13 protein-coding genes and 1 pseudogene are annotated in these 16,058 nt (G+C 59.6%); 2 read left to right on the forward strand and 12 right to left on the reverse strand.

Annotation, left to right across the window (positions count from 1 at the left end):
• Positions 1-90: 90 nt before the first annotated feature.
• Positions 91-1,281, reverse strand: coding sequence for an ABC transporter substrate-binding protein (locus ABID59_RS16280; protein WP_354084016.1), 1,191 nt, complete (start codon positions 1,279-1,281; stop codon positions 91-93).
• A 530-nt stretch (positions 1,282-1,811) separates the two neighbouring features.
• On the opposite strand from ABID59_RS16280, the gene ABID59_RS16285 reads away from it, so the two are divergent.
• Complete coding sequence (locus tag ABID59_RS16285) at positions 1,812-2,078, forward strand: hypothetical protein (protein ID WP_354035024.1); 267 nt, start codon at positions 1,812-1,814, stop codon at positions 2,076-2,078.
• Positions 2,079-2,116: 38 nt separating this feature from the next.
• A complete protein-coding gene (locus ABID59_RS16290; RefSeq protein ID WP_354035023.1) occupies positions 2,117-2,986 on the forward strand; it encodes an NAD-dependent epimerase/dehydratase family protein in 870 nt (289 codons plus the stop codon).
• Positions 2,987-3,028: 42 nt separating this feature from the next.
• On the opposite strand, the gene ABID59_RS16295 is transcribed toward ABID59_RS16290, so the two are convergent.
• The 11 genes and pseudogenes from ABID59_RS16295 to ABID59_RS16345 form a co-directional block, all read right to left on the reverse strand.
• The gene (locus ABID59_RS16295; protein WP_354084017.1) at positions 3,029-3,670 is read right to left on the reverse strand and encodes a sugar transferase; all 642 of its coding nucleotides are present in this window, start codon (positions 3,668-3,670) and stop codon (positions 3,029-3,031) included.
• On the reverse strand, positions 3,586-4,515 hold the full coding sequence (locus tag ABID59_RS16300; protein WP_354084018.1) for an NAD-dependent epimerase/dehydratase family protein: 930 nt from the start codon (positions 4,513-4,515) through the stop codon (positions 3,586-3,588). The genes ABID59_RS16295 and ABID59_RS16300 overlap by 85 nt, the downstream gene beginning before the upstream one ends.
• 120 nt (positions 4,516-4,635) lie before the next feature.
• A complete protein-coding gene (locus ABID59_RS16305) occupies positions 4,636-5,862 on the reverse strand; it encodes a glycosyltransferase family 4 protein (protein ID WP_354084019.1) in 1,227 nt (408 codons plus the stop codon).
• Between the two features lie 51 nt (positions 5,863-5,913).
• Complete coding sequence (gene wecB, locus ABID59_RS16310; protein WP_354084020.1) at positions 5,914-6,996, reverse strand: non-hydrolyzing UDP-N-acetylglucosamine 2-epimerase; 1,083 nt, start codon at positions 6,994-6,996, stop codon at positions 5,914-5,916.
• A 49-nt stretch (positions 6,997-7,045) separates the two neighbouring features.
• Complete coding sequence (locus ABID59_RS16315) at positions 7,046-8,317, reverse strand: methyltransferase domain-containing protein (RefSeq protein ID WP_354084021.1); 1,272 nt, start codon at positions 8,315-8,317, stop codon at positions 7,046-7,048.
• A gap of 105 nt (positions 8,318-8,422) precedes the next feature.
• Positions 8,423-9,457, reverse strand: a complete 1,035-nt coding sequence (locus ABID59_RS16320) for a polysaccharide biosynthesis protein (protein WP_354084022.1) — start codon at positions 9,455-9,457, stop codon at positions 8,423-8,425.
• On the reverse strand, positions 9,444-10,322 hold the full coding sequence (locus ABID59_RS16325; protein ID WP_354084023.1) for a dTDP-4-dehydrorhamnose reductase family protein: 879 nt from the start codon (positions 10,320-10,322) through the stop codon (positions 9,444-9,446). The genes ABID59_RS16320 and ABID59_RS16325 overlap by 14 nt, the downstream gene beginning before the upstream one ends.
• A 353-nt stretch (positions 10,323-10,675) precedes the next feature.
• Positions 10,676-10,872 (reverse strand): annotated as a pseudogene (locus ABID59_RS16330) (transposase domain-containing protein); the annotation flags it as partial.
• A gap of 89 nt (positions 10,873-10,961) precedes the next feature.
• Positions 10,962-13,505 carry a hypothetical protein gene (locus ABID59_RS16335; protein ID WP_354084024.1) on the reverse strand — a complete coding sequence of 848 codons (2,544 nt, stop codon included), beginning with the start codon at positions 13,503-13,505 and terminating at the stop codon, positions 10,962-10,964.
• Positions 13,506-13,516: 11 nt separating this feature from the next.
• Positions 13,517-15,004: a hypothetical protein gene (locus ABID59_RS16340; protein ID WP_354084025.1), complete on the reverse strand. Its 1,488-nt coding sequence runs from the start codon at positions 15,002-15,004 to the stop codon at positions 13,517-13,519.
• A gap of 169 nt (positions 15,005-15,173) precedes the next feature.
• Positions 15,174-16,010 (reverse strand): class I SAM-dependent methyltransferase, encoded by an 837-nt coding sequence (locus ABID59_RS16345; protein ID WP_354084026.1) that lies wholly within the window; start codon positions 16,008-16,010, stop codon positions 15,174-15,176.
• Positions 16,011-16,058 lie beyond the last annotated feature (48 nt).

Genomic DNA, 16,058 nt, shown 5'->3' on the forward strand with positions numbered 1-16,058 from the left:
GCGAATACGCCGAACCCGGAATCTTGCTTCAACAACTTCTGGATCCCCGATGCGCACTAAGCGCGCTCGGGGATGACCCGCTTTCGCGGGTCACTTCTTGGTCTTGCCGAGATCCTTGACGGCCTCGAAGGTCGCGAACTCGACGTTGTAGAGCTCGCCGTCGACCTTCTCGACCTTGCGGATGTAGACGTTCTGGATGATGTCGCGCGTCTCCGGATCGATCGAGATCGGGCCGCGCGGGCTCTCCCACTTCTGACCCTTCATGGCTTCGACCAGCTTGGTGCCGTCGGTGTCGCCATTCGTCTTTTTCAGCGCCTCGTAGATCAGGTGGATGCCGTCATAGCCGCTCACCGCCATGAAGCCGGGACGCGTGCCGAACGCCTTCTTGTAGGCGGCGACGAAGTCCTTGTTCATCGGCGAGGGATGCGCGGCCGAGTAGATGTGCGCGGTCACGGTCCCGAGCACGGCGTCGCCCATATTGTTGAGCAGGTCGTCGTCGGTGACGTCGCCCGGTCCGATTACCTTGATGCCGGCCTTGTCGAGGCCGCGCTCGGCATATTGCTTCATGAAGTTGCCGCCCTGGCCCGCCGGCACGAACACGAAGATCGCGTCGGGCTTGGCATCCTTCATGCGCTGCAGGAACGGCGCGAAATCGGGGTTGGCGAGCGGCGTCTTGACCTCTTCGACCACCTCGCCGCCGCCGGCCGTGAAGTGCTCCTTGAAGAAGTTGAGCGCGTCATTGCCCGGCGCGTAGTCGGAGGTCAGCGTCGCCACCTTCTTGATGCCGTTCTTCACTGCCCAGTCGCCGATGATGGTCGAGGACTGCGCCAGCGTAAAACTGGTGCGCACGATATAGGGCGAGCGCTCGGTGATGATCGAGGTGCCGGCCGCCATCACGACTTCCGGAATCTTGGCCTGGGTCGCCAGCGGCGCGGCCGCGAGCGCCGCCGGCGTCACGCCGAAGCCGCCGATGAAATTGACCTTGTCGTTGACGATCAGCTCCTGCGCGGCAGTCTTGGTCTTGTCCGGAATCGCCGCGTCGTCCTTGAGGATGATCTCGATCTTCTTGCCGGCGACGGTGTCGCCTTTCTGCTGCATGTAGAGCTTGATCGCGTTCTCGATCTGCTTGCCGGTCGAGGCCTGCCCGCCGGTCATCGGCAGGATCAGGCCGACCTTGACGGTGTCTTCCGCCTTGGCCGGTGCGAGGGCCGCAAGGCCGGCGACGGCAGCAAGCGCGGCCGCCCAAGAGACCGTTCGCGTAAACTGTTTGCGTTCGAACATCAGATGTCCCTCCCCTTCATTCCTGACCTCTTGTGCGCCGGACCGAGTGCCCGGTCCTTGCCTCACCTTAACCCACGCACGGGCGATGTCGCGCGTCACAAGGCGTCTTCCGCGCCCTCATTGTCAATCGGACGTTTGGCGACCATGCGGCGCAAGCGGCGCGTGCCAATGACCAAGCGTGAAGCGCGATGTCGCTGTTACGCCGGGCAACCCGAGCACCTCGATCCCGGCCGCATCCGTTTGTACGATTGTACAAATAAAATGGACCTGTCAACGAAAAAGCCCGGTCGCCGGCCAAGCCAGATTGTCGCGAGCCGATGGCCGCATTCTAGAAATGCGACCTGGCGGGTGGATGGAGAATTTCGTCTTTCATTTGCAGAATTTGAACATTGGCAAACGAGGTGCTCATCTTGTCCGGTATTTGGATACCCACCTCGAATAAGCCAATTTTATCTTGTTGAAGACTACCTTCCTGACCCGCTGGTTACCCGGCGTCTCACCACCCCAAGCTCCGAACCTGGCGCCGTACGATGTCCATACGTTTTCGTTCTCTCCTGCTTCTCGTCGGGCTTGCCGCGGGCCTGTCCGGCTGCGGCACCGTCAACGAGAAGCTCACGGCGGGCATGGGCGACTATGTCCCGCAATGGGCCGGCGGCCTGCCTGCGGACGCCCCACCGCGACCGGGCACGCCGCAGTACGACGCATGGATGAAGGAACGTGAGCAGAAGCGGCTGCAGCCCGCAGCAACGCGCGACGAATCCAAAACTGGCCAGAGCAGGCTTGACCCCGCGCAATAGCATTGCTTGTAAACACCGGTTGAAGGTGGGGTAGCAGCATGCTGGACGACAGCGCAGGCAAGCGGACGGAATGTCTCGTGATCGGCGGCAGCGGACTGGTCGGCGGCTACCTCGTCGACCATCTCGCCCGGCAGCATCGGCGCGTGTTTGCAGTCTCCCGCTCGCCCCGCAGCACGGCCGCTGGCGTGGAATGGATCCAGGCCGACCTGACGCGGTCGGACACCCTGAGATTTCCTGATGTCACGACGCTGTACTGTACCAGCGACGCAATTCTGCTCGCCAAGGCATTGCCCCTTATCCTCTCGTCCACCGTCGATCGTGTCGTGGCATTGAGCTCGACCAGCGTGCTCACCAAGCAGGATACTGAAGTTGCGGAAGAGCGCGAGACCATCCGAAACCTGACCGATGCCGAACAGACGATCGCCAGACTCTGCGAACAGCGCCAGGTCAGCTGGACGATCTTGCGTCCGACCCTCATTTACGCAGAAGGACGGGACACCAACATCACGCCGCTGTCACGGCTCATTCGCCGCATCGGCTTCATGCCCGTCGTCGGCGGCGCGCAAGGCCTGCGGCAGCCGGTGCACGCCGAGGATCTCGCGATCGGCGCGATCGCCGCAGCTGCAAGTCCGGCAGCGTCCAACAAATTCTATTCGCTGCCCGGAGCGGAAACGCTGCCCTATCGCGAAATGATTGGCCGGGTGTTTGACGGCATGGGGCGACCTCGGCGGCTGGTTCCCGTCTCTCCGTGGCTGTGGCGCGTGATCTTTGCGATGGCGAAGCCGCTGTTTCCCACGGCGAACGTTGCAATGGGCTTGCGCATGATGAAGGATATGACGTTCGACGCCACGCCGGCGGTCGAGGATTTCGGCTGGAATCCACGGCTGTTCCGTCCGGTCTTCGATTAGGCCGTATCGATCGCGACCCGAGCGTGAGCCGAGGATTGCGGGTCAGGTCTTGACGATTTGGTCGACGCCGACGCCCTGCCCGCGCAACGTCGCCCAGAGCAGACCGAGATCGCCAACGAAGCTCTGCGACTTGACGTATTGGGCATCGAGTTCGGCGAGCCGGTCCGGGTTCGACATGTCGACGCCCCTCACCTGGGCCAGCCCGGTAATGCCGGGGCGTACGTCAAGCACGCCCAGCTTGCGCCGCGCCTCGACGAGCTCGACTTGCGACGGCAAGCACGGCCGCGGACCGACCAAGCTCATGTCACCGGCCAATACGTTGAAGGCCTGCGGCAGTTCATCGATCTTGAAACGGCGCATGTGATAGCCCAGTCGCGTGACCTTTGCGGCCGAGACCTGATGGGTCGGAAGATCGCCCGTGTCTGAGGCCATTGTTCGAAATTTATAACAGGTGAATCGCTGTCCGTTCCTCCCGACGCGAAGCTGCCGAAAAATCGCTCCCCCCCGGCTATCGAGCCGGATGGCGCCAGCGACAATCAGGAAGATCGGCCAGAGCAGAAGCAGGAGCACCGCGCAGACCGCGAAATCGAGCAGACGCTTCATATGCGGGACGCCTGCGGAAGCGACTTGGCCACCTGCACCATCGCGCGCAGTCCATCTTTTGTTTGCACGCGGGGACACCATCCGACACTCTGAAGATCGGCCGAACTCGCGACGAGGTCGCGTCCGATGCGATCCCAGAGCCAGCGGCGGCCAGCGGCAAAAACCAGCGCTCGCACCGCGGCCGGCGGTATCGGAACGAGATTCCGCGGCCGCCCGGACGCCTCGCGCAACGTCCCAATCATTTCCGCCAGCGTGATCGGCTCGGGATCACAGACAATGAAGGTCCGATTGATCGTGTTCGGATTGTCGAGGCAGAACACCACCGCCTGCACGAGATTGTCGATCGACAGCAGCGAACGGCGATTCTTGAAGGCGCCAAACGGAAGCGGCACAGGCAGCGACGCAATTCGCATCATCATGGCCATGTTGGCCTTGGCTCCCGGACCATAGACGATGACCGGCCGCAGAATGGTGAACGGTACGCCAGAGTGACGAACCTCCTCTTCCGCCGCGAGCTTGGCCCGGTCATAGGCCGTGATGGGCCAAGGTTCGTCCTTCTCGGTGACCACGTGGTCGGCGGCGGAGCCCGCCTGCGCACCAATCGACGACATGAAGATGAGGCGCTTGATCCCGCGTTGCGCACAGGCCTGCACCAGATGCGCCGTCGCCACGCGATTGGCCCGGGTGTACTGGCCACTGTCGATGTGAGTGCGATGAGCGATGGCCGCGAGGTGAATGACGACGTCAATGCCATTAAGAAGTGGAGTCCAATCCACCTCGCGCTCGAGATCGGACAGCTCCGCCCATTCGCTTCCCGGCGCATTGGTCAGGGCCATCGACTTGCGCGATGCCGCCCGGACGAAGTGGCCGTCGTTTGCCAGCGCATTGGTCAGGGCAGACCCTATGAAGCCGGAGGCGCCGGTCACCAATATCCGCAACATCCACTCACTCGCCCCAGTGCTCGAAAGGAAAGAAGATCCCGCTCGGCCAGAATGTTCCACTAGCTGCACGCGACCGTTCCCGGGCGATGATTCCAGACATTCTCATCACTCTCCCGGTGCGGGCACGACCGCGGATGCCACAATTTGCTGCACGGCAGCAGCAGGTGAAAACATCGAGCGCCCAAGTTCCCGCCCACGCTCCGACATGGAACAGCGCAATTCTTCATCGTCTATAAGTTGTTCTGCAAGTTTCCTCAACTCGATGACGGAGTTCCCGACATACACCTTCCCTACCTGCTTGGTCTCGATCAACTTCATCAGGTCGGTGCCCGGATTCACGCGCGCGAGAACCGGAACCCCGTATTGCACGTAGGAGACGAACTTACCCGGAATATTGTGCGTCTTATGGTCGGGATGCAGCGCGACCATACCGACGTGGCACTGCGCAAGAAGCCCTGGAATTCCGCTCGAATCGATCTCCCCGAAGAACAGCACATTGCTAAGATCGCGTGATGCTTTCTCGGCCTCGAGCCGGGCAAACTCGGTTCCACGCCCGACGAACAGGAACCCGATATCCGTGCGGTCGCGCAGGCTGTGAATCAGGTCGATGAAGATATCCATGCCCTGGGCCACGCCCATGTTGCCGATGTAGACGAATATCTTGCGGCCGGCGAGCGGCGTATTCCTTAACACGATGCTGCTGCCGACGTCGGGCGTCACTGCGAGCCAGTTGCGCAGCACTTCGATGCGGCGCGGGGCGCGCTCCCACTTCTTGAGGTAATGGAGATTGGATTCGGTCTGCACGCCGATCACCTGGGCGACGCTATACTGGAATGCCGCGATGGCCTTGAAGACGAGGTAGACCGGCCCCCGCCGGACCAGACCGAGGTCGACCGCCCATTCCGGAAAAATATCGCGCAGGATGAGATAGGTCCTCGCCTTGTTGTTGCCCTTCGACTTGCGCCGCAATTTCGCGATCAGCGGGCCGAAGAAGATCGGTGGCGAATACCACACCAGGAGATCCCAGTTCGCCGAGGCAAACGGGCTGCGCCGGATGTTGAAATACATCGCGAAAGGCAGCCACATCTCGGCGATGGCACGCCGGACGAAGGACGGCGAACGCGTCGGCGGCGCAGCCACGCGCAACACCTCGACCCCGTCGAGTTGCTCCACCACCCACGGCTTATCCGACATCGGCGATGGAACGATGACAACCGGCCGATGCCCCTGCGCGGCAAACTCCCGTGAAAGATCCCGCAACTGCACCGCCGCGGACGTCCGCAGCGGCGGATAGTCCGTCGAGATCAGTGCAATCAGCAGGCCACGGTTCATGTCAATGCTTCAACAGGATCAGCGGCGGCTCACCGCCGCTCGAGGCGAGCCTCAGAAGAAGTTCGTGATCTTGGTGCGGATCGCGTTCACCACCACGGACGATGGAGAATAGTCCTCCTCGAATTCGTAACGCGCGCCCCAGGGCAGGCCGACGGCCAGGGTCACTGCCTCGACGATATTCTCGGCCTCCATGCCTGAAACGATCGTGGCGCCGCTCTCGAGCGTCTCCATGCGCTCCGTCGCCATGCGCAGGCTGACATTGGGCACCTTGTAGAACAGCCCCTCCTCGGCCGCAGTGCCGGAGTCGGAGAGCACGACGTAAGACTGCTTGAGCAACTGGTTGAAATCGTAGAAGCCGAGGGGCGCCATGATCCGGATGTTCGGCGGCACGTCGATGTTCTTCAGCTTGCTGGTCGTGCGCGGATGCATCGGGAAGATGATCTCGCGCTTGAGCCGCTGGTTGAGGATGCCGAGCGCCTTGAAGATATTCGCGAGATTCTGCGGATCGTCGACGTTCTCGCTGCGGTGCGCCGTCACCAGGATGTAGTTCTTCGGCTCGAGCCCCAGGCGCTTGAGGATGTCGCTGTTGTCGATCTCCGGCGCAAACGCCCGCATCGCCTCGAACGTCGTATTGCCGGTAACGATGATCTTCGAGGGGTGGATGCCCTCACGCAGCAGATTCTCTCGATGATAGTGGTTGTAGGGCAGCAGGATGTTGCTGATGTGGTCGATCAGGATGCGGTTGCGCTGCTCTGGCATGCGGCGATCCCATGCGCGCAACCCGGCCTCCATGTGGAAGATCTTGATGCCGCGGTGTGAAGCAGGCAGCACGCTCAACCCGCTATAGGTGTCACCGAGAATCAGCAACGCATCGGGCTTCACCTTCTCCATCAGAGCGTCGGACTTCTTGATCACATCCGCGACCTCGGGGCCGTAACCCGACGTGTCGATGTCCAGCTCGTAGTCCGGCTTCCTGAGCTTGAGATCCTTGAAGAAGAATTCGCGCAGCTCCGGCGTGAAATTCTGGCCTGTGTGGACCATCACGTGATCGAAGTTGTAGTCGTCGAGCTTCTTCAGCGTCGCCCACATCTTGATCATTTCAGGCCGCGTACCGAAAATCGACATCACCTTCATTTGCGTGTTCCGTATGGCTTTCGTTAAGCGGGGACTCGAGAGCGTTATCTTAGGCGTCGGACGGCGGAAAGATCGAGACCTCCGGCAGCGGCAGGATCATCCGGCCGCCCTTCTCCAGATAGGCCGCGTTTCTCTTCCTGATCTCGTCGAAGAAACTCCAGGCGAAGACCAGGAGATAATCCGGCGGATTGTCGCTGCTGAGAATTGTGCTCGGATGAATCTGGAAATGCGATTTCGGCGTGTAGAACCCGGCCTTCGCCGGCGCATCGTCGATCATGTAGTCGAGGTGATCATGGCTGATGCCGCACCACTGGATCATGGTGTTGGCGCGACCTGACGCGCCGTAGCCGGCGATACGCTTACCCTCGGCCCGCAGACGGCTCAACAGCCCGACCAGCTCATCGCGGTGAGCAGCGACCGTGGCGGAAAACGCCTGGAACGTCTCGAAGCGATCGAATCCACGGGCGCGCTCCTCCGCCTCGAGCGCCTTGACCGCGGGCGAAACGGACGCGCTGTGCTTGCTGCCTTTCTTGCAGGTGTAGAAGCGGATCGAGCCGGCGTGGATCGGGATTGGCTTGATGTCGAACACCATCATGTCGTAGCGAGCGAGATGGTTCATCACCGACAGCAGCGAGTAGTAATAGAGGTGCTCGTGATAGACCATGTCGTATTGCAGCTCGTCGATCACCTTGCCGAGGTAGTGCACCTCGAAGGCGAACACGCCGTCCGGACCGAGCGCCGCAGCAACCGCGCGCGTCGTGCCCTGGATATCGGGAATATGCGCATAGACGTTGTTGGCCATGATCAGATCGACGCAGCCGTGCTCGGCGACGACGCTGCGTGCCACGCTCTCGGTGAAGTAGTCGTTGACCACCTTGATGCGCGGGTCGTTGACGGTTGCGACCACGTTGGAGGCCGGATCGACGCCAATCACGGTGCGAATGCCCTGGTCCGCGAGCGGACGCAACAGCACGCCGTCGTTGCAGCCGAATTCGAGCACCGTCGCCTTGGCCGGATCGAGAAAGCGCGAGGTGACCTCGGCCGCATACGCGCTGAAATGGTCGCGCAGGGTCCCGATCGATGATGAAAAATAGAAATAGTCCTTGAACATCACGTCGGCCGGAACCTTGTCCGTCACCTGCACGGCGTAGCAGTCCTTGCAAAAGTGCAGGCGCATGGGAAAGGTTGGCTCGGACGCGAACTGCTCGGGCTTGAGAAATCCCCCGGCGAGGCCGACCCTGCCGAAATCCATCACCAGTCCGAGCCGCTGGCTGTCGCAAAACGCGCAGCAAGGCTGTTCGGAATCACCCGCTTCAATCACGAAAAGTCCCCTGTTCCCTGGTTTTGGCCGCGGCTCGACCACAACCGCCGGTAACGGACGTGCGGGGTAGCATAATCATTCTGTCAGGTCGATAACCCGGGAAAACTAGACCTCTGCAATTTCGCCCTCAGCGCCCCTCAGATGGCGCTGAATGAAATCCAGCTTGAGCAGCAGCGCCTTGACGCCCTCGACGGTCAGCCGCTCGGTATTGTGCGACGTATAATCGTCGAGGGCGGAAATCTCCCTCTGCCCGTCGGTAAAATACATCGCATAGTTGAGGTCGCGATTGTCGGCGGGAATCCGGTAATACCGCTCCATGTCCTGCACGCGGGCCATCTCCTCGCGCGAGACGAGTGATTCGTAGAGCTTCTCGCCATGCCGCGTGCCGACGATCTGCACGGGATTGCCGGCGTTGAAGATCTCCTTGAGCGCCTGGACGAGATCGCCGATCGTTGCCGCCGGAGCCTTCTGCACGAAAATGTCGCCCTGACGGCCATGCTCATAGGCATGCAGCACCAGCTCGACGGAATCGTCGAGCGACATCAGAAACCGCGTCATATTGGGGTCCGTCACGGTCAGCGGCTTGCCGGCCTTGATCTGCTGGACGAACAGCGGAATCACCGAGCCGCGCGACACCATGACGTTGCCGTAACGGGTCGCGCACAACAGGGTCTCGGACGGCGACTGCTGACGTGCCTTCGCCACCATCACCTTTTCCATCAGTGCCTTGGTCTGCCCCATGGCGTTGATCGGATAGACTGCCTTGTCGGTCGAGAGCACGACCATCTTCTCGACATTGTTGGCGATCGCCGCGCTCATGACATTCTCGGTGCCGAGAACGTTGGTCCGGACCGCCTCCAGCGGATAGAATTCGCAAGACGGCACCTGCTTCAGCGCGGCGGCGTGAAACACGTAGTGTGCGCCCTTCAGCGCTTGATGAATGGAGTCATAGGCCCGCACGTCGCCGATGTAGAATTTCAGTCGGGCGTTGTTGAACGCCGTGCGCATCTCCTCCTGCTTCTTCTCGTCGCGGCTGAAGATGCGGATCTCGGCGACGTCGGTTTGCAGGAAGCCTCTCAGGATGTGCTGGCCGAAGGAGCCAGTGCCGCCAGTGATGACTACAATCTTATCCTTGAACATCGTGTCCCACCGTACCGAATTTGTCGCGATACATCGCATCGACCAACACAGGCCAGTCTGGCGCCTTGTAACCGGTCGCCTGTTCGAAGCGATCCGGAACTAGAGAGCGATCGGGCGCCGACCGGTCGTCCGCAATCAACTTGATCCTTTTGCCGTAACGCTGGGCGACCAGCAAAAGCAGATCGAACTTCGAGATCGGCTCCGTCGCCACGTGATAGACGCCGCAAAGATCCCTCCGTGGGATCACGACATCCCTGATCAAATCCGCCAGCACGATCGTCGGAAAACCGGAGAAGATCGCCCGCGTGAAGCAGTGGCATTCGTCCTGCTGTGACAAGAACCACTCTAGTAGCCCACCCCGGGATTGCAACTCATGGCCAATGATCGATGTCCGCAGCGTGATCGCGTGCGGTTCTGTGACTTCACCCAAAAGCTTCGATATCCCATAGATGTCCGTCGCATCCGGTGGATCGTCTTCGGTGTAGGCGCCGCGATTTCCGGAAAAAACGCCATCAGAACTAATTTGAACGAGACGGGCTCCCGATAGCCTGCAGAGATGAGCCAAGCGCCGCGGTAGCACCGAATAGACCGCGATCAAGCGCATCGGATCCGCCGGCGCCGGCCGCCCGACGGAAATACAGTTGATCACCAGGTCCGGCCGAACGACATCGAACAGCCGTGCTAGGCCGTCCGTATTCTCGATGTCATCAACGACAATCAGTCGATCCGCAAGCTCGGGGATGAAAAGCCCGCGAGCGGCTTCACCGCGTATCATGCCAACGATATGCGTTCCCGACGCCTTCGACAGCGACCGAAACATCGCGTTACCGAGCAGACCCGTCGCCCCTAGAACCAGAATTTTCACCGTGCCAGACCGTAAGCTGGATGACCCCGGCGTGAACACATGGCTGCACCACCCGGGTGTTCGTCTCCCATTGCGTAAAGCTTATAATTTCGCGAGAGGCAAACAAAAACTACCACCGAGCGAAAACAACGGGATCGGCGGCGCTCAACTCCCGGGCGCGCAATCGGAACTTTCCCATCGTCCGATGAAGCGAGGGGCCCGCTGAGCGCTTGGGCACCGCCTTCGCCAAGGCCATAGATCCAGATGGTCTTCGATCGCGTTTCATTGGCGACGTCTCGCACCCAATCTTCGTCTTTGCCGAGGTGCTCGCAACCTGATGGTGGTGACGCGACGGGCCCGCTTGACGTCGCCGGTCATTCCGCTCGAGCGGAGAGCGCTGATCTGGCTTCCCAATTCCAGGGTAGAAGTTCGTCCAGCCGATGAGCCAGATGGGCCGCGATCCGGGTGAGGATATCGGTCAGCCAGGCCAGCAGGTCGATGCCGTTCATTTTCGCCGTGACGTTGAGGCTGTACATAGCTGCTGCGCGGCGCTTCCGCGATCTGATCCGCAGATCTCGTCACGGCCTCTACTGTCACGGTCACGTCGGCAGTAGTGCCCTCCGTAGTCAATGCGCTCCACCAAATGCCGGGGCCAAACACTTAGGCGACAATTTCATACAGCGCGTATTGGTCGTTCCTGAACACCTGTCGCCATGTCCGCGGGACAGCTTTGCTCGCACTCACTACGGCGTAAAATGAGCCGTAGCTACGCCGTGTCGGCACGCTTTGCGGAGCACGGCTTCCTTCAAGCACAGTCTTGTTGGTTGCGAGTATCTGGTCGAGCTTCTGCCTGTTGTGCCTCAACTCCAAGCCGGTGTAATAGGACGATAGATATAGCTGCCGCTGTCCCGAATAGGCATAAGTGTTCCAACCGCCGAGGACGTTCTCTGTTTCGTCGACCTGATCCGTGAAGATCAGGGCGCCCACCGGCGTGCGCTCGCGCACGGCCGACCAGATTTCCTTGAGTGCCGGCGTGAGCGGTTCGCGTTGGGTCAAGTGCCAGCCGGAGTCGGCAATGATCGACCCGCGGGATACGCCGATGAGGCCGAGAGCCGTTACCGCCAGCGTTGTCATGGCTATAACGGCAGTTCTTTGAACGGTTACCCGCGGCTCGACCGTGGTCGCATCCAGGGCGCTGAGAATCGCGGCCAAAGTCGCTCCGCCCAGGCAGACAATCCATATAACGCCGCTGGAAGCGCCCGCCTGGTATCCCAACACAAGCGCCGGCAGCGACAGCGTGAACGCTGCCAACGCGAGCACTCGCGCGAAAATCGGCGAGGGTCGAACTGAAATCAGAAGCAGACCAAGCACAATGGAGACGCAAACGAAGTTGGCCTGGAACACCCACGAGAAGGCAATGAAGGTGATCATTCCGAAGCAGAGTGCCAGTGCAACGGGCGCGTCTGCGATCACCCAGGCCAGTGCCGCCATCAAAACAGCTCCGATGTCCCGGCTAACAAAGTACCATTGTGGCGTGCGGTAGCTCTCGGGCCCGGGGTTGGCCGTTGCGACGAACATCGGCATATAGTGCAGCAGCATGAGCGAGCTGTAGACAGCGAAGGCTCCGACGATTGCAAGCATCAAAAGGTGTGCTGCAAGTGGAAGGCTCCGAACACGCGACCAAATGCCGATAGATCCGAGCGGAACGAGTACGGCAGCGGTGACGACCTTGGATATAAACGATCCAGTCAGGCCAGCCAACATCGCCGCCAGGCTCCAGCGGTATGAATGCCGGCCACGGTCGGCCATCCACCACACCGAAATCGTCAAGGCCGGCACGACAACCATCGGAATGCTTTCTGCGACCCAATACGGGTATCGGGCAGCCACAACGACAGACAATGTCACAAGCAAAAGTTCGAACGGATCGATCGAGCGGGACACCCGATCGGTTACGTAGAAGTGCACCATCAGGGCACTCAGCAACACGTAGGACGTTCCGCCGCTCGCCAGCAGGAATAGAAACGGATCAAAGTAGGGAAGATAGAGCAGCGTGGCCCCGAATGCGGGGTAAAGATTGTTGAAGTAACCGCGACTTTCGCCGTTTGCATATCCCAGATCAAAATAGGGATAGGGCTGGCTGGCAAGCGACCAGATGCTTCCGGCATAGAAGGTCAGATCTCCCGACGGCGACGCTGCGAGCGTGTCCGTCGGACCATGCCACAGTAAGGCCAACCAGATCCCGAATGCAATGGCTAGGGGAAAAATGGCGAGCGCTGCCTTCAGGGCCGCAGTGACTTGCTGCCCCGGAGGGCGCCACTTGCGGAGTGGCACGAGGCAAGCGAGCCACAGGGCGAATGCAATTGACCGGCCCCACGGCACGACCAGTGCGACAACGACCAGCACGGCGAGCAATGCGAGGCCGACCGGAAAGGCAGGGATCAGAATCTCGGCCAGGCTGCTGCGCCGGTTTCTCAGCATCAACCGCGTAATCCCCGCACCGGCGGCCCAGATACCGATCGAAGTCATGCAACCTAACAATGCGTGCTGCAGAATCTGAACGACTAAGGCTACATCTTTTGGTGGGCCGTTCTTCGCGACCACTATTGTGCCGAGCAGACCAAAACCCGACAGGGCCGCAAGCAGGACAAGCAAAACGGCAAATCCCGCAAGGATGCGCACGCCCCACTTTTGCAAGGCAAAAATGATGACCATGCGGAAATGCAACAGGAATGCAAGGTCTGCGAGCGTCAGGACGGTTACCAGCAGACGCTGCAACTGCGGCTTTAGCTCGAACGATGCAGTAACAGAGTAGGTCCGACCATTGCTGCGGGGGTCGGTGCCGTCCGTCGTTGAAAAAATAATCCGCGCCCCCCAGTGTGAAAATCGTCCGCCGCCTTTCCTTCGGACATCGTCGTGGGCTGAATGCGGAGGACCAATTGCACGACCGTCCTCAAACACGAGGAGGCTTGAGGCGGTTGGAGTTTCGGGCGAATCGCTTGAGAAGCGATAAACTCGGCCCGTGCCATATTCAGTGTCCGCGTAGTAAGCTTGCCCGATCTCTGGCTGGATCTGACTTGGAGCGATCGAATACGACGCTTCAGGTGTGAACCAGAGAAGACCGCAAAGTCCCAGGTGCACTATAATAAGGGCAACAGTTGCTGGCAGAAGCAGCCTCGGAACCCGCAGGTAAGACCCAGTCAATATTCTAATCCCTACGACAGCGATCTGCCGACCGTGCTCGCCAAGCCGCTGTCGCAGATGCGGAAGCTGCGCTGGCATGCCTGCACTGTGGAACGGTCGATCCCAGGAGCGCAGCACTCGATACAGGCGAGCGCGATGAACAGGCTGAAATTCGAAATAGAGAATGTTTTGATCATCCTGAGCATCCTTCTGGCCGGTAGGGTCGCTATCACGCGATGGCTGGACCAAGATACGAGCAGGACCGCCAAGGACACAAAAAACGTCTGCCTCATCATCACTAGCGTGTAATGAAGGTCGTTGCGATAAATGTAGAAGGCCATGATCATTCCACAGAACGCCAGCGGTGGCACGACAACAGGCGAGGAGGCCACGATCAGCCGATCGAGCCAGACCAGCGTGGCGACGAAGAAAAGGCCAAACACGACTATTCCGATGTTGCCGAACCTGCACAACATCTCAGCCCATATGTTCCCACCGACGCCATAGGTGATGGTGGGAAACAGGACTGGCTGGAACTCGTCGTAGAAAGTCATCTGGAATGCTGGGAGAAATCGCGATGCGCCGGGGATCAAAGTCAGCGACTTCAGGATGTTCGAGGCGCTGCAGGAATAGTTCTGCCGGATCGTTTCGACCAACGTCGATTGCACGACGAACGGCTCAGATTGCTCAAACACGCTCAGCACGCGTGCAAGCTGATCTGGAACATGCACGCCTAGAATAGTCTTCGGGGACGCCCGGGCTGCTATGGCGAACTGAAATGTATCCGATCGCATATTCTCGGTCTTAGTCGCGACCGGCATTCTTCCCGTCACTGCATAAAGTTGCTCAAAAATCGCAAATCGAACCGATTGCACAAGAAAAAGACCGATGATGATCGTAGCAAAGGCCGCGCCATAGGCCGGGAACCTGCGGACAAGCATGTTTGCCGGCTGGCGCGAGAGCAGCACATAGCCGATCGCCAACATTGTCAGCGTCGTGAAACTGCGGACCCCGATAAGAAGATCCATCAACAGAAGCGCACTGCCGATTGCTAGAATACCCCAGCGGCGCTCAAGGACAGCCGAAATGCAGGTAAGGCTGGCGCTGACTTCGAACGCCATGGCGAAGTACCCGACGCTCTGGAGTGCGACCGCCTTGTCAGAATTGATGATCGCCCCGCTGGTTTCGATAATTGCAATCGCGAGACAACCAACGGAAAACAGAGCGTACCAGACCGAAAGCCGCGGCTTCACATCGCCTGAGTATATTCGCGCCGACCACCTAGCACTCAGGTAGCCCGCGACGACGAGCAAGAGCATCACCGAGCCCGCTATCCAGTAGACCTCATCGGGGATCGTTGGATCATATCCGGACGGCTCCAGCACATAGCCGACCAGCATCGGAGAAAAATAGAACGCTGAACCGATCGCTGAAACAGCAAGAAGATCAAACCGGCGACGGTGCAAAGCAAAATAGAGGGCGGTGAAAATATAGACCGTGACGAACGAATACCATGCCATTGAAAAAAGACCGTGAAATAGACAAGGTGTGCCCTAGGGAGGAGACCGGGCAATGCGCACAGAGTAGCGCTTCAGGACATGTTCGGCCGGTGCTTTGTCAGGCTCGGATTTCTGTTCATCTTCTCTCTTTTTGCTACCATGAACGAGAAATCCTCCTTCGTGAAAACCCTCACGTTGTCCCAACGGTGCTGACGGGGCACAGACATTTCGTGAAAACGAATTCGTGGCACCCCGATCCGAACAGCCCGACGGAGTCTGGAATTCGGAACGACCGCAGTTGGGTAAATCCGAGCGCGGATATCCTGGAATTGAGGTCGTTCGCCGTTGCAGTTTCGTAGGGATAACCGCCGAGCCAATCGTGCACATCGTGAGACAGGCTCATACCGCGCGAGAGGGGAACACGAAAAAGCGCCATCGGATTTCTTCCGCGTGCAGCCTTTGCGGCCATCAGTACCGCGATGAAGCTCAACCGCATCACCCTTTGCATGCTCGCAGGCGACGATGAATAGATACGTTTCTCGAATTTCCACGCGAAATCGAGTGGCGTTTTTGCGTATATCGCAAGAGCGAATTGCCCTGTCGGTCTGACGAAGGTTGCAGCTTTTTCAATTGCTCTCCACATTTCTCCGGTGTGGTGAAGGACACCCCACGAATACACAACATCAAAGGTACCAAGACTATCCGGAGAGGCGTCGAATACGGAAACTACTTTGACTTCCCACTTTTCATTGGGGACGTACTTTTCTAAGAGCTCCCTCGTCGCAGCGACGGAGTTTTCGTCGATATCGGTCGCTACGACCGCAGCCGCATCGAGCAAAAGCGCAGCCAACGAATGCAGTCCGGAACCACAACCAATGTCCAAAAACGTCTTACCCGCGAGGCCCTCAGGGAACAGCTTCCTTAGCCCGGCGATCGCCGAATCAATTCGCGCCCTGTCGACCGTCTTGACATAGTCTCGCCAGTTCGCGCCGAATTCGAAGTGAGCCTTGCGGTCCGTGAGGTCCATGTCCCTGCCTATGATTGGTAATCTTTCTTAGCACACGCCGAGGGGCCA

Source organism: Bradyrhizobium sp. S3.3.6 (genome assembly GCF_040546905.1).
In the GTDB taxonomy this organism is placed as follows: domain Bacteria; phylum Pseudomonadota; class Alphaproteobacteria; order Rhizobiales; family Xanthobacteraceae; genus Bradyrhizobium; species Bradyrhizobium cytisi.